The sequence below is a fragment of the Dactylosporangium sp. CA-233914 genome (assembly GCF_050942935.1).
In the GTDB taxonomy this organism is placed as follows: domain Bacteria; phylum Actinomycetota; class Actinomycetes; order Mycobacteriales; family Micromonosporaceae; genus Dactylosporangium.
Genome location: NZ_CP192030.1, coordinates 3,788,888 through 3,808,717, shown reverse-complemented (window position 1 = coordinate 3,808,717; position 19,830 = coordinate 3,788,888). Strand labels below are relative to the sequence as shown.

The window sequence follows — 19,830 nt, the reverse complement described above, 5'->3', positions numbered from 1 at the left end:
GATGAACACCACCAGTCCCCATCGGCCGTTCCGCCGGCGCGCCGGCGGAACGACCTCGACCTCGTTGGTGCTGAGAATCGCTTGACTCACTAGGCCTTCCCGATCTCCAGTGCCCAGGGGCCACGGAAGCGCCAGAACCCGTCGAAGTGGGCCCAGGTGTACTCCGGGGACAGCGCGGCAGTCGCATCGATCAGGAACAGCGGAACGAACGGCACGTCCACGGCGAAGTCCTGCAGCAGGTCGCCATAGATCGCGAGCCGCTTGGAAGGGTCGCTTTCCCGCATTCCACCGGCGATGAGCGCGTCGGCCTGCGGCGTGCCCCAGTTGGTGGCGTTCCAGTTGCCCTGGGTGGCATTGGCACTGCCGATGCTGTAGCCGAACGCCTCACCCGGATCGGCGGACACGGCACCCCATACGCTGAAACCGGCTCGAATCGCCTTGCGGTCCGCACCGGTGACCTCGGCGGAGTTGGCTGCCGACGTCTGCACGTCGAGCTTCACGCGGATCCCGATCTCCTTGAGCTGTGCGGCGATCGCCTGGCTCGTCGTCGCGAAGGTCTGACCCGAGTCCGAGACCGACAGGGTCGCGTCTGCTCCGTTCGGATACTTCGACTGCGCCATCTCGGCCTTTGCCTTGCCGAGATCGAACGGGTAGTCCGTCAGCTTCGCGAGCGTGGCGTCGACGTCGTTCTTGCTCCCGAGCTGTGCGAGCAGCCCGGGCGAGATCAGCGTGTCCAGCGGCTGGGCGTACCCGCCGTACGCCTTGATCAAGGACTCCTTGTCCAAGGCGTAGGCCACCGCGCGCCGCACGTGGACGTCGTCCCAGGGTGCCTGGAGGACGTTCATGCTGAAGTTGCCCTGGTCGCCGGGGCCGGGAGCCGTCAGGATCTTGGTTCCGGCGGTGGATGCGAACGAGCGGTTGTCGAACGGGAAGGCCATGTCGATCTCGTGTGCGCGGAACGCGATCGCCTGGCTCGTCTCATTCGAGAAGAACTTGACAGCGATCCGGTCGATGTTGACGGGCCCGCCCCAATAGGTCGCGTTCTTCGACAGCTCGGCGCCTGCCGTCGGATTGAACGAGTCGACCTTCCACGGTCCGGTCCCGACGACCGCCGTTCCGGGATTCCCGAACGTTTCCTTGTGCGCCTCGAAATGGCTCTGCTCGAAGATGCCCATGGCCGCCCGAGTGGGCGCCGACGCCCATGCGGCGTTCGGCTCACTGAACTTGATCGTCAGCGTGTAGGGCTCGGTTGCCGTGATGCTCGTCAGCGTCGAGGGAAAGTTGTAGGCGTTGGTCGAACCGGGCTGGCGGTAGTAGTTGAGCGAGAACGCCGCATCGCTCGCCTTCAGCTCGTTGCCGTCGGTGAACTTCACGCCCTTGCGGAGCTGGTAGACGTACGTCGTGGCATCGGGCTGGCTCCACGACTCCGCGAGCCACGGCTTGATCTTGCCGTCGGTGCCCAGCACCAGCAGTGGTTCAAGCGCCAGACTGCCCACGCCCGATCCGTATCCCGCATTGTTCTTGGTGTAGTCGAGGGTCGACACCGGGGTCGATCCGAGGGTCAGCTTGGCGATGGGCCGAGACTTCGACGCTCCATCACCCGGCGCGCCGTCGTCGTTCGAACAGCCTGCCGCGAGGACAGCCACGGCTATGGCGGCGGCGGTGATGCCAGATCGCTTTGTCATGTGTTTCTGCCTTCTTCTTGAAAAGTGGGTACCGCACCGCGTGATGGACATCGGTCAGCCCGCCTGGTGGACGCGGAGCACCGCGCGGCGGTGAAGTCGTAACCAGCCGACGGTGCCGTCGCTGCGTCGCAGCAGGCTCGCCTCCTGCTCGGAAGCGGTCCCGGGCGACATGAGCAGCGTGTCGCCGGCGGCTCGCTCGATCGCAACGACCCAGGGCTCTGCGGAAGTCGGTGGGTCCATGTCCTCCAGCCAGTCCCCCAGCACGCTTCCGCGCAGGGTCCGGCCACTGTCGTCCTCGCGGATCTCATAGCGGTCGAGCATGGTCTCGTACACGCCGGTGCAATCCTCGATCGAACTGTCCGGCAATCGTGTGGCGTGCGCATCCTCGATGCCGAAGTACGCCTGCTTGACCCACGCGAGCAGTTCGTGCGCAGCCAGCCAGCCGCCGCTGCCGTTGGTGAGTACGGCGATCGCGAAGGAGCGCCCCGGCAGCATCGCGAGCAGGGCCGGCTGGCCGTTCGCGCCCCCGCCGTGCTCGACCACCCGGTCCGCACCGTCTCCGGCGAGCCACCACCCCAGTCCGACGCTCGCAGTGTCCGCCGCCGGACCGCTGGGCCGCTGGGCCGCGAGGCGAAGGCTGTCACCGAGGATGGTGCCGCCTTCGAGCTGGAAACGCGCGTAGGACAACACGTGTTCGACGCTGGCGACGATCCCGCCGACCGGATTCGAGCTGCGTGGCATCGCCCAGGGACGCGCGATCATCGTGCGCCCGTCACGGCGGGTATGACCTACGGCGAAGCTGCGGTGCAGGAGCTCATGGGCGAAGAAGCATGCGCCATCCAGACCGAGCGGTTCCAGGATCGAGCGACGGATCACCTGCTCGAAAGGCGCTCCTTCCACGACCTCGAGCACGCGACCCAGCGGATAGAACGCGGCATTGTTGTAGGACCACATCTGCCCGATCGGCGTCGTCTGGGGCAGCTCGGACATGCGGCCGACCATCGCGGCCAGCGCATCGTCGCCCCAGCCCGTGTTGGCGAAGAACTCCCCCTCCCATCCGCACGAGTGGGTCATGCAGTCGCGCAGAGTGACCTTTGCTGACACGTCGGCGTCTCGGACGGCGAAGTCGGGAATGAACCGGCGGATGGGATCGTCCAGATCGATGCGTCCCTGCTCGAGCTGCTGAAGCAGGGCCGTGACGGTGAAGGTCTTGGTGATCGAGCCGATCTGGAACAGCGTGTCGCCGGTGACGGGAAGGGGATGCTCGATGTTGGTGACCCCGAGTCCGACGCTCGCGGCGGCACCGTCGTGCAGGACACCGATCGCCATGCCCGGGACGTCGCCGCGCGACATGGCAAGCCGTGCCTGCTCGATCAGGTCGGGATCCAGCTCACCGCCGGCGTGCACGGGACGGCCGCTCATGGGAACGCCAACTCGAACACGCGCATCCAGTTCGCTCCGAGGATGCCGTTGATCTCCTGCTCGGCATACCCTCGCGCACTCATCCGCCGGGCGAGCGCATCGATCGACCGCGGATTCTCGATGCCTTGCGGGTAGTTCCACGGCGGTGGCGGGTAGTCGTCGGTGGTCCAGTCCCCGCTGTCGATCATCTCCTCGTAGTCGGCCGAGGTGATCGTGCAGTAGTCCAGCCCCAGGCCGACATGACCAGGGCCGACGAGGCTGTCGACGTGGACCATGTGGTCGATGAACTGATCGAGCGTGGGTGCGGCGTCGCTGGAGACGAAAGCGGGGAACCCGTTCATTCCCACGATTCCCCCTGATGCCGCGATGCCCTTGATGACCGAGTCGGGCAGGTTGCGCGGGTGGGCGTGCACGGCATGCGCGTTCGAGTGCGACGCGACGCAAGGCCCCGATGACAGCTCCAGCGCCTGGGCGCAGGAGCGCCAGCCGGTGTGGGCGAAATCAACCAGGATGCCCAGTCGGTTCATCTCGGCGATCATGCGCCGCCCGACTGTGCTCAAGCCTTCGTCGACCGGGTCGAGCGCCCCACCGGCGACCGGGCTGGTCCGGTTGTACGCCAGACCGAACATCCGCACCCCGAGTCGCCAGAACACCTCCACCAGATCGGGGTTCTCGCCCAGCAGGTGCGTGGTCTGGAAGTGCAGGAGGACCGCGAGCTGTCGTCGCGCGGCCGCGTGACGCATCTCAGCCGCGGTCAGCACCAGCTGGAGGCGGTCAGTCTCGCGGAGGCGTCGGTGGACCTCGCCCAGCGCCGCGACCGCGGAGTCCGGCGCGCTTCCACCGCCGACGCTCAGCACGCAGGCAGTGAAGCCGCCCTCGATCCAGTCCTGGTAGCCGGACCACCACTGGTCCGGCGTGCAGGTTCCGTCGACGATCACAGCGGCTCCCTCTTCCTGTGTTCTCCACCACGCTGTTGCTTCGAGGCCTAAGGTGTAATACCTTACTGGCACCACGTCAAGGGTTCTGCGAATACCGGCTACCGAGGCATCGCGAGGATCCGCCGGCGCAACACCGAGGACGACAAGGAATCCCGTGCAACCGGTAGTGATCGGCAGCGAGCGCAGTGAGGTCGGACTCCCACGCGCGATGGAGATCCTCGCCGCGGGCGGATCGGCGCTCGATGCTGTTGAGGCGGGCCTGATCCTGTGCGAGGACAATCTCGCGGACCACTACGTCGGCACCGGCGGCCTGCCCAATGCCATGGGCATCGTCGAGCTGGACGCCTCGATCATGGTCGGCTCCACGCGCCGGTTCGGTGCCGTCGGTGCCGTGCGTTCCTACCCCAACCCCATCTCGATCGCCCGACGCGTGTTGGAGCGCTTACCGCAGCACTGCCTCCTGGTGGGCGAAGGCGCCGAGCGGTTCGCTGACGAGAACGGCTTTCAGAAGGCCGAGCTGCTCACCGAGGAAGCCAAAGCCCTCTTCGTCTCCGGACTGAAGCCCTCGACCGACTCGGTCGAGGGCGAGGCCACCCCGGCGCAGAAGGGCGACGCCCAGTATCGACAGACGGCTCTGCAGCTCGTGCACAGACTCAACCCGCCCGACGGCCCCTGGGGAACCATCGACATCCTGGCACTGGACCGCGCCGGAGAACTGGTTGTCGGCGTCTCGACCAGTGGATACCCGTGGAAGTACCCGGGACGCGTCGGGGATTCGGCGCTCCCCGGCGCCGGCAACTACGCCGACATCCGGTACGGCGGAGCGGCCTGCACCGGCCGTGGCGAGCTGAGCATGCGTGCCGTGGGCGCTCACACTGTCGTGAGCGCGCTGGCGCGTGGCCTGGACCCCGACAAGGCCTGTCGCCACATGCTCGAGGATGCCGCGACACTGCCCGATGACTTCCGAGCGGAGCTGCGCTGCCTGGCGCTTACGCCGGACGGTCGCCACGGAGCCGCGGCGGGCAAGGCCGGCGGGTACTACGCCGTCATGACCGAGTCCTCCACCGGACCCGAGCTCCATCCCAGGACAATGCTGTGAAGGTGTTCGTTTCCTCCGACATGGAGGGGGTGGCCGGGGTGGTCGACTGGGAACAGGTCAGTGCCGGCGGCCCCCGATACGAGTACTTCACGCAGTTGCTGACCGGCGAGATCAACGCCGCGATCGAAGGCGCGATGGCGGCGGGTGCCACGGAGTTTGTCGTCAACGACGCCCACTCCAAGATGAGCAACATCAAACCGGACTCGCTCGCCGGCAACGCTCGGTACCTCTCCGGTCGATACAAGCCTATGTACATGATGGAAGGGCTCGACGCTTCCTTCGACGCGGTGTTCCTGATCGCTTACCACGGCTCCATGAGCGCGACCGGGTCGGCCCTGTCACACACCTACTTCCGGCCGGCGATCGCGGAGGTGCGCATCAACGGAGTCATCGCGGGCGAGTCGGGAGTCAACGCGCTGGTCGCTGCGGCGCACGGCGTGCCGATCGTTCTCGTGACGGGGGACGAGGCCACCGCCGTGGAGACCGCTTCCTTCGCGCCGGGGGTGCGGGCGGCGGTCGTGAAACGGTCGGTGAGTCGCTTCGCGGCCGAGTCCCTGCACCCCGAGTCGGCTCGAGACCTCATCCGCGAGGCCGCATATCGCGCCGTGTCCGATGCTGAGGCGGCAACACCACCGCAGTTCACGGCTCCTTTGACAATCGACATCGCCTTCCACACCTCCGACTACTGCGAGCTCGCGGCCCGCGTGGCGGGGGTCGAACGCACGGGTTCGCACACAGCGATCCTGCGCGCCGAGGATCCCCTCACGCTCTACCGCTGCTTCGTCACGGTAGTGCTGCTCTGTCGCGGGTTGGTCGAATGACGCCGGCCCGCTCCGAAAGGATCGTGATGACGCAACTCGCCGGACGCACCGCGATGGTCACCGGGGCCGGCAACGGGATCGGCAGGGCGATCGCGACCACGCTGGGCCGGGCTGGAGCGAACGTGGTCGTGGTCGACGTCCTCGGTGACGACGCGGAGCGCACCGCACGTGAGATCGCGGCCGGCGGCGGCGCCGCCATCTTCGATCAGGTGAACATCGCCGAACCCAAGCAGGTGGAGGGAATCGTCGAACGCGCAGTGGGCAGCTTCGGCGGGATGGACATCATCGTCAACAATGCGGGCGTCGGCGGCACCAAGGCGCGATTGCACGAGGTCGAGCCTGAAGACTTCGCGCGCGTGCTCGCGGTCAACATCGGTGGCACATTCAACTGCACGAAGTACGCCTTGCCTCATCTGATGTCCTCGAAGCACGGCGGCGCCGTTGTCAACATCGCATCGACGTACGGCCTGGTCGGGGCTCCGCTGGCGGCGGCCTACTGCTCCTCGAAGGCCGCGATCATCAACCTGACCCGTCAACTGGCTGTCGATTACGGCCCTGAGGGCGTGCGTGTGAACGCGATCTGTCCCGGATACATCGACACCGGGCTGGGCCGGCGTGGACCCACCCTGACCCCGGAGCAGTTCACGCTCGCCACTGAGATCCGGGAACGGGCGGCCGCACGACAACCGCTCGGGCGGCAGGGCACCGTGCAGGAGGTAGCCGACGTCGCATTGTTCCTCGCGTCGGACTCGTCCACATTCATGACCGGATCGATCCTTGCCGTAGATGGCGGCTGCCTGACAACGTTCAACTATGGCGATGCGAGCAACTGAACGGCGGGAGCCATGACATCGCTCAGGTTGAGCCGGCGGCAACCTGCACTCGGCCACAGACCATCGATTCAGAGAGGCTTGGCATGACCACACGTTCGATCCCGGGGCTGTCCGAGGTCGCCCGCATTCCCCTTCGGGACCAGTGCGGCCAGGCCCTCCGAGCGTTGATCATCTCCGGCGCGCTGCGCGCGGGCGACCTCCACTCGATCGGGTCCGTCGCAAACCAGCTCGCCGTCTCGATCACGCCGGTTCGCGAAGCACTGCTGGACCTCGCCCGGGACGAACTCGTCGAGATGGTGCGCAACCGGGGATTCCGTGTCGTGACGCTCACCGACGCCGACCTCGACGAGCTGATGGAGTTGCGCATGATGCTGGAGCTGCCCGGAGTCGCGCGGGTCGCGGCGATGGACCCGACACCGGACCTGACGGCGCTACGGGAGATAGCCGCGGAGACCACCGAGTTCGCGGTGCAGGGCGACATGGTCAACTTCGTCGCGCGGGACCGTGACCTTCACCTGGGGATCCTGGAGCTCACCGGCAACGCACGACTCGTCAAGACCGTGGGCCTGCTGCGCGACCAGGTGCGCCTCTACGGTCTTCAACAGGTCGCCGGTTCACCCGCGTTCCTGCACTCCGCTCATGAGCACCCGGAGCTCCTCGATCTCATCGAGGCCGGCAAACCCGATGCAGCCTCGGATCTGATGAGGAGGCACTTGATGCACACGCGTGGCCTCTGGGCGGGCCGTGACGAGAGCCCGCAGTGAAAGAAGGCAGTGCTATCAGCAACGTTCAGGCGATCGGTCAGCCAGCCACCCTTGCGTTCCTCACGTCGCCCTCCGTACGAGCGCAGGTCTCGCTCAGTGCGGCCTGCGCGGCCGTACGCGAGGCGGTGATGGCCAGCGCGGACGGCGTCATCGAACAGCCCCTGCGCCTGTCCCTGGGAGACGGACGGCTCCTCGTGATGGCCGCCCGGAGCTCCGTCGACGGACACGCGATAGTGAAGGTGCTGCGGATCAGCGCGCACGCCGACACCGAATCGGCCCGGCTGCCGACTGTCGACGGCCTCATCCTCTGGCTCGACGGCTCGGGCAAAGCGGTCTGGAGTGCTGACGCGGCCGGGCTCACCCTCCTGCGCACCGCCGCCATGGTCAGTCTCGCGACAGACGTGCTCGCGCCCCCCGGCGCGACCAGACTCACGATCCTGGGCGCCGGCCACCAGGCCGGCGAGCAGCTGGCGGCGATCCGCCTGGTGCGCCCGATCAGCGAGGTGCGTATCTGGAATCGCACGATCGAGCGCGCTGAGCGCATGGCCGCTGATCTCAGCGCGAGCACTCCCGGTGTCACCTTCGAGGTGATCCGCGACGCCGACGAGGCCGTGTCGACCGCGCAGGTCGTCTGCTGTGCGACGGCGTCCACGAGGCCGCTGTTCGACGCCGCGTCCTTGGCGAGCGAGGTCCACGTCAACGCTATCGGGTCCTACCGTGCCGACATGGCCGAGCTGCCCACTGATCTGCTCGCCCGAGCGACCGACATCGTCGTCGACGACGTACGCGGTTGCCTCGCCGAGGCCGGCGAGATCATCGCCGCGATCCGCGTCGGCGCCCTCCGCCCCGACCAGCTGCGCTCGCTGGCGGCCGCGCTCGCCCAGCCGCAGCAGCGTTGCGGACAGACGGTGTTCAAGTCGGTAGGCATGGCGGTGTCCGATCTCGCCGTCGCGCAGTTGCTCGACCCGGGCCTCGGCGATGACCGATAGCCGGGGCGTCGTCGTGGGAGGCGGGATCGTCGGGCTCTGCACGGCCTGGTTCCTCCAGCCGGCCGGTTTCGAGGTGACCGTGCTGGAGAAGGAGACAGTGGGCGCTGGGAGCTCCTGGGCGAATCACCGGAACGCGCTGTGTCCGGTCAGAGCCCGTCCGATCGTCAGCTGGTGGATTTCCGCGGTGCCCTCGTAGGTCAGTACGGACTCCAGGTTGTTCGCGTGCCGCATGATCGGGAACTCGTGCGTGATTCCCGCCGCGCCGAGGATGGTGCGGCACTCGCGGGCGATGGCGATGGCCTCGCGGACGTTGTTGAGCTTGCCGAGACTGACCTGCTCGGCCCGGAGGTCTCCGGAGTCCTTGAGCCGGCCGAGGTGCAGCGCGAGCAGCATGCCCTTGCCCAGCTCGAGGGTCATGTCGGCGAGCTTGAGCTGCGTCGCCTGGAAGGCGGCCAGGGGACGACCGAAGATCTCCCGGTCGCCGGCGTAGGCGAGGGCCGTCTCGAGGCAGTCCCGTGCGGCGCCGAGCGCGCCGAAGACGATGCCGTACCTGGCCTCGTTGAGGCATGACAAAGGCCCGGACAGGCCCCGGGCGCCGGGCAGCATCGCGGAGGCGGGCAGCCGCACCTCGTCCAGCACGAGCTCGCTGGTCACCGACGCGCGTAGCGACATCTTCCGCCTGATCTCCGGCGCCGAGAATCCGGGCGTGCCGGTCGGTATCACGAACCCGCGGATGCCGTCCGGCGTCTTCGCCCACACGACGGCCACGTCCGCGATGCTGCCGTTGGTGATCCACATCTTGTTTCCGTTCAGCACCCAGTCCGCGCCTTCCTGCGGCCCGGCCCGGCGAGCCGTGGTACGCATGCCGGCGGGGTTCGAGCCGAAGTCGGGTTCCGTGAGGCCGAAGCAGCCGACGGCCTCGCCGGCCGCCATGCGGGGCAGCCAGGCGTCCTTCTGCTCCGGCGAGCCGAACCGGTGGATGGCGAACATCGCGAGCGAGCCCTGCACCGACACGAGCGAGCGCAGGCCGGAGTCGCCGGCCTCGAGCTCGAGGCAGGCGAGCCCGTACGCGGTGGCGCTGGTGCCGGCGCAGCCGTAGCCCTCGAGGTGCATGCCGAGCACGCCCAGGGTGCCGAGCTCCTTGGCGAGCTCGCGGGCCGGCAGGGCGCCGGCCTCGTACCAATCGGCGATCCCCGGGCGGATGCGGTCGGCGACGAACTGCCGTACGACATCCCGAATGGCCGCGTCTTCGGGGGAGATCAGCGTCTCGGCGCCGAACAGCGCGAGTGGGCTCGTCATGTCGTGTTCCTCTCGACCAGAAGCGTGTTCGGGGACTCGGCACACAGGCTGCGGGCCGCCGCGAGGATCTGCGGTTCGGACAGCAGGACCGCATTGGCCGCTGGTCCGAGGGGGATGAAGGAGTCGTCGCTGTTGACCCGGGCGACGCGGCCCTGGTACCCGTTGTCGTTGAGCTCGGCGACCACGGCCTCGGACACGCCACCGGCGCGGCGCGTTTCGTCGACGACCAGCACCCGGGTGAACCGCCGTGCTTCCGCCACGATGTCGGCGGCCGGCAGCGGTGCCAGCCAACGCAGGTCGAGGACGGTGCAGTGGATCGACTGCTCCGCGAGGCGCCCCGCGACCCGCAGGCTCATCGGCAGGCCGTTGCCGAAGGTGACGATCAGCAGGTCGCGGCCCGAGCCGTGCAGACTGACCCGGCCGAACGCGTCGCCGCCCGGCGAGACCGGCGCCGCCGAGCGCGCCACGGTCCAGCGGTTGTCGCCGGGCCGATGCAGGTCGCGGGTGTGATAGAGGGCGATCGGTTCGAGGAAGACGCACACCCGGCCCTCGTCGCGAGCCAGGGCGACGCAGGTGCGCAGGAGTTCCCCGGCCTCGGAAGGATGGCTTGCCACGGCGATCACGACGCCCGGGATGTCGCGCAGGACGGCGACGGAGTTGTCGTTGTGGAAGTGACCGCCGAACCCGCGCTGGTAGGCGAGCCCGGCGATCCGCACGACCAGACCGTTGCGGAACTGACCGTTGGAGAAGAAGGCCAGGCTGGCCGCCTCACCGCGCAGCTGGTCCTCCGCGTTGTGCAGGTACGCCAGGTACTGGATCTCCGGTATCGGCAGCAGGCCCGACAGCGCGGCGCCGAGCGCGGCGCCGAGAATGCTCTGCTCGTCCAGGATGGTGTCGAAGACCCGGCCGCTGCCGAAGCGTTTCCGTAAGCCCCGGGTAATCCCGTAGACGCCGCCCTTCGCGGCGACGTCCTCACCGAAGACCACCGCCTCGGCCCGCTCGGTGAGCACGTCGGCGAGGGCCGCGTTGATGGCCTGGGCCAGCGTCGCGGTCGGCTCGCCGTCGGGCGCCGGCGCGTCGAGCGGCCGGCGGGGCGGCGCGGTGGCGGCGACGGGCGGGAACGCGATCGGGGCCATGACCTGCGCCGCGTCGTCCAGCCGTTTCCCACCGAGCAGCGCACTGGCTTGGGACATCACCTCGGCGCGGGTGGCCTCGTACCGCTCCAGGATGCCGGTCGGCGTTGCGAGCCGGCGCTGAACGAGACGGCGAGCCGTGGCCAGCAGCGGGTCACGGGCGTAGTCGTGGACGATCTCGGTTCGCGACCGGTAGGCAAGCTCTGCGTCGGAGCCGGCGTGTCCCATGTACCGCACCGTCTTCAGGTGGAGGATCGCCGGGCGCCGCTCGGCCCGAACCGCCGCGGAGACGTCGCGGGCCATGGCCAGCGTCAGCTCCGGCTCGGTCCCGTCGACACTGGCGTACCGGATGCCCGGGTAGCGGGCCAGCGCGTGCTCCATCCAGCCGGGCGGCGACTTGGTGCTGATGCCGATGCCGTTGTCCTCGCAGACGATCAGCAGGGGCACGGGCAGTCCCTGGTGCGTGCACCAGGCCGCCGCGTTCAGCGCACCGACCGTGGTCGAATGGTTGGCCGAGGCGTCACCGAAGCTGGTGACGACGACCGAGTCGGCCGGCCACCGAGGCGTGACGCCGAGCGCCGCGGCCCGGCAGATCGAGAACGCCAGCCCGACGGCCCGCGGCAGGTGCGAGCCGATCGTCGAGGTCTGGGGGATGATGCCGTAGGCGGGATGGCCGAAGACCTTGTGCCGCCCACCGGAGATCGGATCGTCGGCCACCGCCATCAGGCCGCGCAGCACGTCGGCGATCGGCGTCGATCCCGGAACCTGACGGGCCCTGGCCGCGAAGAACCCGCCGGACCGGTAGTGCAGCAGAGCCGGGTCGGTGGGGCGCAACGCCATGGCGACCGCGGCGTTGCTCTCGTGCCCGGCCGAGCCGATGGTGTAGAAGCCCTCGCCCTGCTCCTGCAACCAGCGCGCCGCGAAGTCGAGATGGCGGCTCTGCACCTGCGCATCGAAGTAGGCCCACAGCACGTCGGGCGACGCGGCCGCACGGTCGCCGTCCGGGCGGTCGGCGCCGTCCGGCTCGCTCGTCCACGACGTGACCTGCCGGACGAAGTGCTCGTCAACAGAGTCGGTCATCGATGGGCTCCGGGTGCCTCAGGCCAGCCGGCGCGAAGCCGGTCCTCGTCAGCCGACATCAGCGCCCGCCCGGATCCGTCCCTTCAGGACCATCGCCCGGCGGACCCGGCTCTGCGCGAGATTGCGCGCGGCCTGGTGCGGCGTGATCGCCTGCTCTGCCGCCAGGTCGAGCACCAGTTCGGTGTTCGCCCGGATCTTCTGCGCCGCCATGGTGTGCGCGACCCGCGGGTCGGGCGGGAAGGACGACGTCCGTGCGTCCATGGCATACGCGGCGGCGATAGCGCCGCCGGCGTTGGCGATCATGTCCGGAACGACGGTGACGCCGCGCCGGGCCAGTTCGGCTTGCGCCTGCGCGGTGGTGGGGAGGTTGGCCCCCTCGACCACCAGCGTGGCCTGTACCCGTTCGGCGTCCCGGCCGTGCAGGACATCCTGTACCGCGGCCGGGATGAGCACGTCGGTGGCGACGTAGAGCACGTCCTGCGCGGGCAGCGGCGTGGCATCGGCCCGGCCGTCCACGCAGGCGTCGCCCAGCTTGGCGGCGTCGGCCAGCAATGCGGCCACGTCCAGTCCGTCGGCGCGATACACGCCGCCCCGGACGGTGGAGACGGCCACCACGGCGGCGCCCAGTTCGACCAGACGGCGCGCCGCGGCCCGGCCGACCGCGCCGAAGCCCTGGATGGCGACCCGGGCACCGGCGAGCGGGCGGCCCAGCCGCGTACAGGCGGCGTCGGCGGCCTCGGCCACGCCGTAGCCGGTGATGCCCAGCTCGTCGTAGGGCAGGCCGCCGAGCTCGGCCGGGGTCCCGACGGCCGCCGCCCGGCCCAGCTCGTCGGCCACGATCGCGGCGTCGTTCTCGGTCAGGCCCATGTCGAGTCCGAACACGTACTCCCGCGGAACCTCGTTGTGCAGGCGCCGCACGAATGAGCGGAGGATCTGCTCCTTGTCCGCCGACGCCGGATCGGCCCGGATGCCGGCCTTGGCCCCGCCGAACAGCAGGTCCACGGCGGCCCACTTCCACGTCATCGTGCGGGCCAGGCGGGCCACCTCGGTGACGGTGAGCGTCGGGCTCATCCGGGTGCCCCCCTTGCCCATCCCCCGCGCGGTGTTGTCGATGACCAGCACCCCGCGCATGCCCAGCCGCTGATCCTGAACGCAGACCACCTTCTCCGGGCCCCACTCGTCCATCTCGGCGAGCATGTCGCCGGTACTTCCGTCGCGCATCGTCCAGCCTCCAACGGTACTGCTCGTCCGGCCACGCTCTCAGTCTCCGGCGGGTTCGGGGAAGACTCGGAGCCGACGATCTCGACCTGGTGAGCGTAAGGTGTGCTTATGCTGAACGTGCACCATCTGCGCACGCTCGCGGAGGTGGTGCAGAGTGGGTCCTTCGCCGCGGCCGCGGAGTCGCTGGGATACACGGCCTCGGCCGTGTCGCAGCAGATGAGCGCCTTGGAACGGGCGGCGGGCGTGGCGCTGTTCGAGCGGGGACCGCACAGCGCCCGTCCCACAGCGGCCGCCCATCGGCTGGCCGGGCGCAGCGCCGGCCTGCTGAGCCAACTGGAGTCCGTGGAACGCGATGCCCGGGCGCTCGCCGCGGGGGCGGCGGGCGTCATCCACCTCGGGAGCTTCCCCACCGCCGGTGCCAGCATCGTCCCGGGGGCGCTGGCCCGGCTGCTGCGCCGCCACCCCGAGGTGGCGGTCCTGCTGGACGAGGGTGAGCCGGACGAGCTGCTGCCCGCGCTGCTCAGCGGGGCGATCGACATCGCCGTCGTGTACCAGTACCCGCTCGTCCCGCGGTCGTGGCCGGCCGGGCTCACGGCGGTACCGCTGCAGGACGACCCGCTCATGATCATGATCAGCCGGGCGCACCCGGTCGCGGCCCACGCCGATTGGGGCCTCGCCGATCTCGGCGACGAGCAGTGGATCGCGAGCAAGGAAGGCTCCGCCGGCTCGCGCAACCTGGTGCGCCTTTGCGCCGATGCCGGGTTCAGTCCGCGCATCGCCTTCCGCAGCAACGACTACAACGTGGTTCGCGAACTCGTGCGGGCGGGCCTCGGGGTCGCGGTCGTGCCGGCGCTCGCCCGCGGCGTCAACGACGGCCTTGAGCTACGCCAGGTCCTCGGGCCGGCCGCCGAGCCCGCCTCGCGCCAGGTGTTGGCCCTGTACCGGTCCGACCGCCGCGACCCGGTGGTGGAGCCGGCCGTCACGGCGCTCCGGCAGTCCGCACGATCCCGGCGTCGCTGACATCGCGGTTCGACGCGCACCGGAACCATGCCGGCTCATCACCAACCCGATCGATCACAGCGCTGCCTCCGGGGCAGCGCTGTGTCGCGGTCATCCGGCCAGCTCCCGCACGGCGCGGGCCAGCGCGGCCACTCCGGCGTGGCAGTCGTCGCGTTCGGCGAACTCCTCCGGTGAGTGTGAGACGCCGGTAGGGTTGCGCACGAACAGCATCGCGGTCGGAATACCGGCCGTGGCGAGGATGCCGGCGTCGTGACCGGCGCCGGTCCCCAGGCGTGGGACGTGCTCGCCGAGCAGTTTCGACAGCCGGTCGGACAGGGCCGCGTCGAACGCCGTGGTCGGGGTCCAGGACTCCTCGGTGAGCGTGGCCCCGTGTCCCGCCGCCACCCTGGCGATGTCCTCGACGGTGCCGCGCACCGCCGCCTCGACCGGCCCGCGGGCGTCGAGCCATCCGGTCACGTGACTCGCTATGGCGTTGACGCCGCCGGGTCGCACGGTCACCTTCCCAATCGTCGCGACGCATCCGTGCCGGGCCGCGGCGCTGCGGGCGGTGAGCACCGCCTCCGCGTACCCGAGCATCGCGTCATGGCGGTCCTCGAGCCGGGTGGTGCCGGCGTGGTTGGCGGTGCCGGGGAAGTCGAGGCGCCAGCGGCCGTGCGGCCAGATATCGGTGGCGACGGCGATCGGCTGACCCAGGTCGACCAGGCCGCGGCCCTGTTCCACGTGCAGTTCGATGAACGCCCCGATCCGGCGAAGCGCCTCGGCGTCCGGCCCGAGTGCCGCAGGGTCACGACCCGCCCGGCGCATCGCCTCGGCCATGGTCACGCCATCCGCGTCGGTCAGCCCGCGCGCCCGGTCGGCGTCGAGGGCCCCGGTGATGACCCGCGAACCGGCACACGCGACCCCGAAGCGGGCCCCCTCCTCGTCGACGAAGTTGACCACGCCGATGGGCCGGGCGGGCTGGAAGCCCTGTGCCCGCAGGGCGTCGGCCGCGGCCAACGCGCTGACCACGCCGAGCGGCCCGTCGAAGGCGCCCCCGTCGGGCACCGAGTCCAGATGCGACCCGATGACGATACCGGGATCGCCGGCGGCGACGGCCGCGTCCGGATCGCCCCACCACGCCCACTGGTTGCCCATCCGGTCGGTGGTGAGGTCCAGCCCCCGGGCCCGGCACTCCTGGCCGAACCACTCGCGCAGCTCATGATCACAAGCGGTCCAGGCGTACCGGCGGTAGCCGCCGGTGCCCGCGTCGCGGCCCAGCGGCTCGATCGCCGCCCACATGCTCTCGAAGGTCATCGCGTCGGCTCAGCTCTCCCGCATCGGGATCCGCACGCCGCGCTCCTCGGCGATCTGCTCGGCACGCTCGTAGCCGGCGTCGACGTGGCGGATCACACCCATGCCCGGGTCGTTGGTCAGCACGCGCGAGAGTTTCTCCGCCGCCAGGGTGGTTCCGTCGGCCACCGAGACCTGGCCGGCATGGATCGACCGGCCGATACCGACGCCGCCGCCGTGGTGGATCGACACCCACGAGGCACCCGATGCGGTGTTGACGAGGGCGTTGAGCAGCGGCCAGTCGGCGATCGCATCCGAGCCGTCGAGCATCGACTCCGTCTCCCGGTACGGCGAGGCCACCGAGCCGGCGTCCAGGTGGTCGCGCCCGATGACGATCGGCGCCTCCAGCGCTCCCGAGGCCACCATCTCATTGAACTTCAGGCCGGCCCGGTCCCGTTCACCGTAGCCCAGCCAGCAGATGCGCGCGGGCAGGCCCTGGAACGCGATCTTCTCCTGGGCGCCGCGCATCCACCGCTGCAGCCGGTCGTTGTCGGGGAACAGGTCCATCACGGCACGGTCGGTGGCATGGATGTCGGCCGGGTTGCCCGACAGCGCGGCCCAGCGAAACGGGCCTTTGCCCTCGCAGAACAGCGGGCGGATGTAGGCAGGCACGAAACCCGGGAAGGCGAACGCGCGGTCGTACCCGCCCAGCCGTGCCTCGTCGCGGATCGAGTTGCCGTAGTCGAAGACCTCGGCGCCGGCATCCTGGAACTCCACCATGGCCTGGACGTGCTTGGCCATGGACGCGCGAGCCCGGGCGGTGAACTCCTCGGGCTCAGCCACCGCGTAGTCGCGCCACTCCTCGACCGACACGCCCTCAGGCAGGTACGACAGCGGGTCGTGAGCGCTCGTCTGGTCGGTGACGATGTCGACGTCGACACCCCGGCGCAGCAGTTCCGGGAACACCTCGGCGCAGTTGCCGACGAGACCGACCGAGAGCGCCCGGCGCTCCGCCTTGGCCCGCAATACCTTCTCGATCGCGTCGCCGATGTCCTCGGCGACCTCGTCGAGGTACCGGTGCTGGACGCGGCGGTCGAGCCTTTCGCGGTCCACGTCGACAATGAGGCAGACGCCGCCGTTGAGGGTCACCGCGAGCGGCTGCGCACCGCCCATGCCCCCACAGCCGCCGGTCAGGGTCAGCGTGCCGGCCAGGGTACCGTTGAAGCGTTTCGCGGCCACGGCCGAGAACGTCTCGTACGTGCCCTGCACGATGCCCTGGGTTCCGATGTAGATCCACGAGCCCGCCGTCATCTGGCCGTACATCGTGAGACCGAGGCGCTCGAGGCGGCGGAACTCCGGCCAGGTGGCCCAGTCCCCCACGAGGTTGGAGTTGGCCAGGATCACCCGCGGCGCCCACTCATGGGTGCGCATGACGCCGACCGGCCGGCCGGACTGCACCAGCAGGGTCTCGTCCCGGTCCAACGTGGTCAACGTGCGGACCATCGCCTCGAAGGACTTCCAGTCCCGGGCCGCCCGGCCGGTGCCGCCGTAGACCACCAGGTCGTCGGGGCGCTCGGCGTTCTCCGGATCCAGGTTGTTCATCAGCATCCGCAGTGGGCCCTCCGTGGCCCACGACTTCGCGGTGAGGGTCGTGCCGCGCGCCGCACGGACCGGGCGTGCACCTTCCATGACGATTCTCCTCGGTGTGATGGGCGATCAACTGCAGCGGCCCGAGCGCGGCAGAACGTTCGCGACGGCGGAGGTCACCGACGCGGGATGTGACAGGCGTGCGGTGGCTACCGGAACGCGCCGGTTACCGCCTCGGCGGCGCGCAGGGCGGCACCCGTCGCGACGAACTGCACGGCGGCTTCGATCTCCGGAGCGAGGAAACGGTCCACGCCGGGACCGGCTACCACCTGCCGCAGGGCGTCGATGACCGCGCCGGTGGCGGGTGCGGGCGCAAGCGGCGCCCGCAGCTCGATGCCCCGGGCGGCCGTCAGCAGTTCGATGGCGAGCACGCGGGTCAGGGCGTCCACGGCGCGGCGCAGCTTGCGGGCGCCGGACCAGCCCATCGACACGTGGTCCTCCTGCATCGCCGAGCTGGGGATCGAGTCGACGCTGGCAGGCGCGGCGAGGCGCTTGAGTTCGGAGACGAGGGCTGCCTGGGTGTACTGGGCGATCATGTAACCGGAGTCGACGCCGGGGTCGCCGGCGAGGAAGGCGTTGAGCCCGTGGTTGCGGGCCACGTCGAGGAACCGGTCGGTGCGGCGCTCCGCCATCGAGGCGACATCGGCGGCGACGATGGCCAGGAAATCGATGACGTACGCGATCGGCGCGCCGTGGAAGTTGCCGTTGGAGGACACCCGCCCGTCGAGGGTAACGACGGGGTTGTCCACCGCAGCGGCGAGTTCACGGGACGCGACCAGGGCCGCGTGCACGATCGTGTCGCGGGCGCCGCCGGCGACCTGGGGAGCGCAGCGCAGCGAGTACGCGTCCTGCACCCGGGTGCAGCCGGGGTCGCGGTGACTTGCCATGATCGGGCTTTCGGCGAGCACCGCCCGCAGGTTGGCCGCCGATGCGGCCTGACCGGGGTGGGGACGCAGCGCCTGCAATTGCGGGGCGAACACCGCGTCGGTTCCCAGTAGGCCTTCCACGCTCATCGCCGCGGTCAGGTCGGCGACCTTGAGCAGGTGTCGCAGGTCGGTGATCGCGAGCACCAACATTCCGAGCATGCCGTCGGTGCCATTGATCAGAGCCAGGCCCTCCTTCTCGGCCAGCGTGACCGGGGTGATGCCGGCCTCGCGCAGCGCGTCGGCGGCGTCGCGCGGCTCCCCCGAGGCGTCGCGCACGGTGCCCTCCCCCATCACGGCGAGGGCACAGTGCGCCAGCGGCGCCAGGTCGCCGGAGCAGCCGAGGCTGCCGTACTCGTGGACGACGGGGGTAATGCCGGCGTTGAGCAGTTGGGCGTACGCCATGGCGGTCTCCTCGCGTACCCCGGTGCGGCCCGTCGCCAAAGTGGACAGTCGCAGCAGCATGAGGGCACGGACGACCTCGCGCTCCACCTCGGGGCCGGAACCGGCCGCGTGGCTGCGGACCAGGCTGGACTGCAGCTGCGTGCGGAGCTCGACGGGGATGTGCCGGGTAGCCAGCGCGCCGAAGCCGGTGGATACGCCGTAGTGCGGCACGACGTCGTCGGCCAGCGCCTCGATCACCTCGCGACTCTTGCGGATCTCGGCCAGGGCGGCGGCTGAGATCTCGACGGGTGCGTCGTGGCGGGCGACGGCGACGACGTCGACGATGCTCAGTGCGTCGATGCCCACGGTGACGACGTCGCCGGCGTGGACCTGGTGGTCTGCGTCCATGCACCTATTGGACCGGACAACCGGCCCTGGTCATACGACCCTTGATAGGGTTCCGTCTCGCATCTGAGACACTTGACCCGTGCCCAACGTCCCCGCCGCCGCGCATGCCATCAGCCTGCTCAAGCTGCTGGCTCGGCACGCCGGCCCACTGCCGGCGGCGTCGATCGCCCGGGAGCTCGGTCTCCCGCGGTCCACCGTCTACCACCTGCTGGCGGTGCTACGTGACGAGGGGTTCGTCATGCACCTGGCCGAGGAGCGGCGCTACGGGCTGGGCGTCGAGGCATTCGCCCTCGGCTCGGCGTACTCACGTCAGGCGCCGTTGCAGCGGGTCGCCCGGCCACTGCTCACCCGACTCGTCGAGACCAGCTCGCACAACGCGCATCTGGCCATCCTCCACGGCCGCGAGGTCTTCTACGTGATCGAGGAACGCGCACCGGGCCGCCCCCCACTCGTCACCGACGTCGGCGTCCGGCTGCCGGCTTCGTTGACCGCAACGGGCCTGGCGATGCTGGCGGCACTTCCGTCCGCCCAGGTGCGTGCCCTGTTCCCGAACCGGGACGCGTTCGTGCAGCGACACGACGTCGGGGTCACCAGCCTGACCCGGCTGCGCGCGGAGCTGATCCGCGTCCGGCAGCGCACCTACGCCATCGAGGAAGGGCTCGTCACGCCGGAGTTCTCGTCGGTGGCGACGGCGGTGGTCGACCACACCGGCCACCCGGTCGCCGCCGTGGCCGTCACCTACCCCGCCGATGACGTCGACGACGACCAACGCCGTGAGCTGGCGCGCCTGGTGACCCGTACCGCCGCAGACCTGACCCGGCGCATCGGCGGCCGGGCGTAACACTGCAACGACAGATTGTTACATGAGCCAGCGACGTGGTAAGCGATTGACCGG

At 69.9% G+C, this 19,830-nt stretch carries 17 protein-coding genes; 8 read left to right on the top strand and 9 right to left on the bottom strand.

What is annotated here, in order from left to right:
- Positions 1-89: 89 nt before the first annotated feature.
- The 3 genes from ACQPY0_RS17475 to ACQPY0_RS17465 all read right to left on the bottom strand — a co-directional run bounded on the left by ACQPY0_RS17475 (position 90) and on the right by ACQPY0_RS17465 (position 4,045).
- The gene (locus tag ACQPY0_RS17475) at positions 90-1,646 is read right to left on the bottom strand and encodes an ABC transporter substrate-binding protein (RefSeq protein ID WP_432990032.1); all 1,557 of its coding nucleotides are present in this window, start codon (positions 1,644-1,646) and stop codon (positions 90-92) included.
- Positions 1,647-1,739: 93 nt separating this feature from the next.
- Complete coding sequence (locus ACQPY0_RS17470) at positions 1,740-3,107, bottom strand: serine hydrolase domain-containing protein (protein ID WP_432990030.1); 1,368 nt, start codon at positions 3,105-3,107, stop codon at positions 1,740-1,742.
- A complete protein-coding gene (locus ACQPY0_RS17465; protein WP_432990027.1) occupies positions 3,104-4,045 on the bottom strand; it encodes a dipeptidase in 942 nt (313 codons plus the stop codon). The genes ACQPY0_RS17470 and ACQPY0_RS17465 overlap by 4 nt, the downstream gene beginning before the upstream one ends.
- A 208-nt stretch (positions 4,046-4,253) precedes the next feature.
- Here ACQPY0_RS17465 and ACQPY0_RS17460 point away from each other — a divergent pair, with 208 nt between their 5' ends.
- The 6 genes from ACQPY0_RS17460 (at position 4,254) to ACQPY0_RS17435 (ending at position 8,747) form a co-directional block, all read left to right on the top strand.
- Entirely contained in the window at positions 4,254-5,144 is an 891-nt protein-coding gene (locus tag ACQPY0_RS17460) for a N(4)-(beta-N-acetylglucosaminyl)-L-asparaginase (protein ID WP_432990025.1), read from the top strand.
- Between the two features lie 20 nt (positions 5,145-5,164).
- Positions 5,165-5,965, top strand: a complete 801-nt coding sequence (locus tag ACQPY0_RS17455) for a M55 family metallopeptidase (RefSeq protein ID WP_432995283.1) — start codon at positions 5,165-5,167, stop codon at positions 5,963-5,965.
- A 26-nt stretch (positions 5,966-5,991) separates the two neighbouring features.
- Entirely contained in the window at positions 5,992-6,798 is an 807-nt protein-coding gene (locus ACQPY0_RS17450) for an SDR family NAD(P)-dependent oxidoreductase (RefSeq protein WP_432990022.1), read from the top strand.
- An 83-nt stretch (positions 6,799-6,881) separates the two neighbouring features.
- A complete protein-coding gene (locus tag ACQPY0_RS17445) occupies positions 6,882-7,562 on the top strand; it encodes a GntR family transcriptional regulator (protein WP_432990019.1) in 681 nt (226 codons plus the stop codon).
- Complete coding sequence (locus ACQPY0_RS17440; protein WP_432990017.1) at positions 7,559-8,551, top strand: ornithine cyclodeaminase family protein; 993 nt, start codon at positions 7,559-7,561, stop codon at positions 8,549-8,551. The genes ACQPY0_RS17445 and ACQPY0_RS17440 overlap by 4 nt, the downstream gene beginning before the upstream one ends.
- A complete protein-coding gene (locus ACQPY0_RS17435; RefSeq protein WP_432990014.1) occupies positions 8,541-8,747 on the top strand; it encodes an FAD-dependent oxidoreductase in 207 nt (68 codons plus the stop codon). Before ACQPY0_RS17440 ends, ACQPY0_RS17435 begins: the two co-directional genes overlap by 11 nt.
- Here ACQPY0_RS17435 and ACQPY0_RS17430 read toward each other — a convergent pair.
- From ACQPY0_RS17430 to ACQPY0_RS17420, 3 genes are read right to left on the bottom strand one after another with little or no spacing between them, the layout of a single operon-like run.
- A complete protein-coding gene (locus ACQPY0_RS17430) occupies positions 8,675-9,850 on the bottom strand; it encodes an acyl-CoA dehydrogenase family protein (protein ID WP_432990011.1) in 1,176 nt (391 codons plus the stop codon). The genes ACQPY0_RS17435 and ACQPY0_RS17430 overlap by 73 nt on opposite strands.
- Positions 9,847-12,063 carry a thiamine pyrophosphate-dependent enzyme gene (locus tag ACQPY0_RS17425; RefSeq protein ID WP_432990008.1) on the bottom strand — a complete coding sequence of 739 codons (2,217 nt, stop codon included), beginning with the start codon at positions 12,061-12,063 and terminating at the stop codon, positions 9,847-9,849. Before ACQPY0_RS17425 ends, ACQPY0_RS17430 begins: the two co-directional genes overlap by 4 nt.
- A 48-nt stretch (positions 12,064-12,111) precedes the next feature.
- On the bottom strand, positions 12,112-13,284 hold the full coding sequence (locus ACQPY0_RS17420) for a Glu/Leu/Phe/Val family dehydrogenase (RefSeq protein WP_432990006.1): 1,173 nt from the start codon (positions 13,282-13,284) through the stop codon (positions 12,112-12,114).
- A gap of 108 nt (positions 13,285-13,392) precedes the next feature.
- Here ACQPY0_RS17420 and ACQPY0_RS17415 point away from each other — a divergent pair, with 108 nt between their 5' ends.
- A complete protein-coding gene (locus ACQPY0_RS17415; RefSeq protein ID WP_432990003.1) occupies positions 13,393-14,304 on the top strand; it encodes a LysR family transcriptional regulator in 912 nt (303 codons plus the stop codon).
- Positions 14,305-14,394: 90 nt separating this feature from the next.
- On the opposite strand, the gene ACQPY0_RS17410 is transcribed toward ACQPY0_RS17415, so the two are convergent.
- The 3 genes from ACQPY0_RS17410 to hutH all read right to left on the bottom strand — a co-directional run bounded on the left by ACQPY0_RS17410 (position 14,395) and on the right by hutH (position 18,935).
- Positions 14,395-15,597, bottom strand: a complete 1,203-nt coding sequence (locus ACQPY0_RS17410; protein WP_432990001.1) for an allantoate amidohydrolase — start codon at positions 15,595-15,597, stop codon at positions 14,395-14,397.
- A 9-nt stretch (positions 15,598-15,606) separates the two neighbouring features.
- Positions 15,607-17,262, bottom strand: a complete 1,656-nt coding sequence (gene hutU, locus ACQPY0_RS17405; RefSeq protein ID WP_432989999.1) for a urocanate hydratase — start codon at positions 17,260-17,262, stop codon at positions 15,607-15,609.
- 107 nt (positions 17,263-17,369) lie between these two features.
- Positions 17,370-18,935: a histidine ammonia-lyase gene (gene hutH, locus ACQPY0_RS17400; RefSeq protein ID WP_432989997.1), complete on the bottom strand. Its 1,566-nt coding sequence runs from the start codon at positions 18,933-18,935 to the stop codon at positions 17,370-17,372.
- A 79-nt stretch (positions 18,936-19,014) separates the two neighbouring features.
- Between hutH and ACQPY0_RS17395 the strand changes: the two genes are divergently transcribed.
- Complete coding sequence (locus ACQPY0_RS17395) at positions 19,015-19,776, top strand: IclR family transcriptional regulator (protein ID WP_432989995.1); 762 nt, start codon at positions 19,015-19,017, stop codon at positions 19,774-19,776.
- The last annotated feature ends 54 nt before the right edge of the window (positions 19,777-19,830 follow it).

Coding starts and splice junctions, on each gene's coding strand:
- ACQPY0_RS17460 (WP_432990025.1), top strand. CDS start 4,254: ATGGAGATCCTCGCCGCGGGCGGATCGGCGCTCGATGCTGTTGAGGCG.
- ACQPY0_RS17445 (WP_432990019.1), top strand. CDS start 6,882: ATGACCACACGTTCGATCCCGGGGCTGTCCGAGGTCGCCCGCATTCCC.
- hutH (WP_432989997.1), bottom strand. CDS start 18,935: ATGGACGCAGACCACCAGGTCCACGCCGGCGACGTCGTCACCGTGGGC.
- ACQPY0_RS17450 (WP_432990022.1), top strand. CDS start 5,992: ATGACGCAACTCGCCGGACGCACCGCGATGGTCACCGGGGCCGGCAAC.
- ACQPY0_RS17425 (WP_432990008.1), bottom strand. CDS start 12,063: ATGACCGACTCTGTTGACGAGCACTTCGTCCGGCAGGTCACGTCGTGG.
- ACQPY0_RS17435 (WP_432990014.1), top strand. CDS start 8,541: ATGACCGATAGCCGGGGCGTCGTCGTGGGAGGCGGGATCGTCGGGCTC.
- ACQPY0_RS17410 (WP_432990001.1), bottom strand. CDS start 15,597: ATGACCTTCGAGAGCATGTGGGCGGCGATCGAGCCGCTGGGCCGCGAC.
- ACQPY0_RS17430 (WP_432990011.1), bottom strand. CDS start 9,850: ATGACGAGCCCACTCGCGCTGTTCGGCGCCGAGACGCTGATCTCCCCC.
- ACQPY0_RS17455 (WP_432995283.1), top strand. CDS start 5,165: ATGGAGGGGGTGGCCGGGGTGGTCGACTGGGAACAGGTCAGTGCCGGC.
- ACQPY0_RS17420 (WP_432990006.1), bottom strand. CDS start 13,284: ATGCGCGACGGAAGTACCGGCGACATGCTCGCCGAGATGGACGAGTGG.
- ACQPY0_RS17415 (WP_432990003.1), top strand. CDS start 13,393: ATGCTGAACGTGCACCATCTGCGCACGCTCGCGGAGGTGGTGCAGAGT.
- ACQPY0_RS17470 (WP_432990030.1), bottom strand. CDS start 3,107: ATGAGCGGCCGTCCCGTGCACGCCGGCGGTGAGCTGGATCCCGACCTG.
- hutU (WP_432989999.1), bottom strand. CDS start 17,262: ATGGAAGGTGCACGCCCGGTCCGTGCGGCGCGCGGCACGACCCTCACC.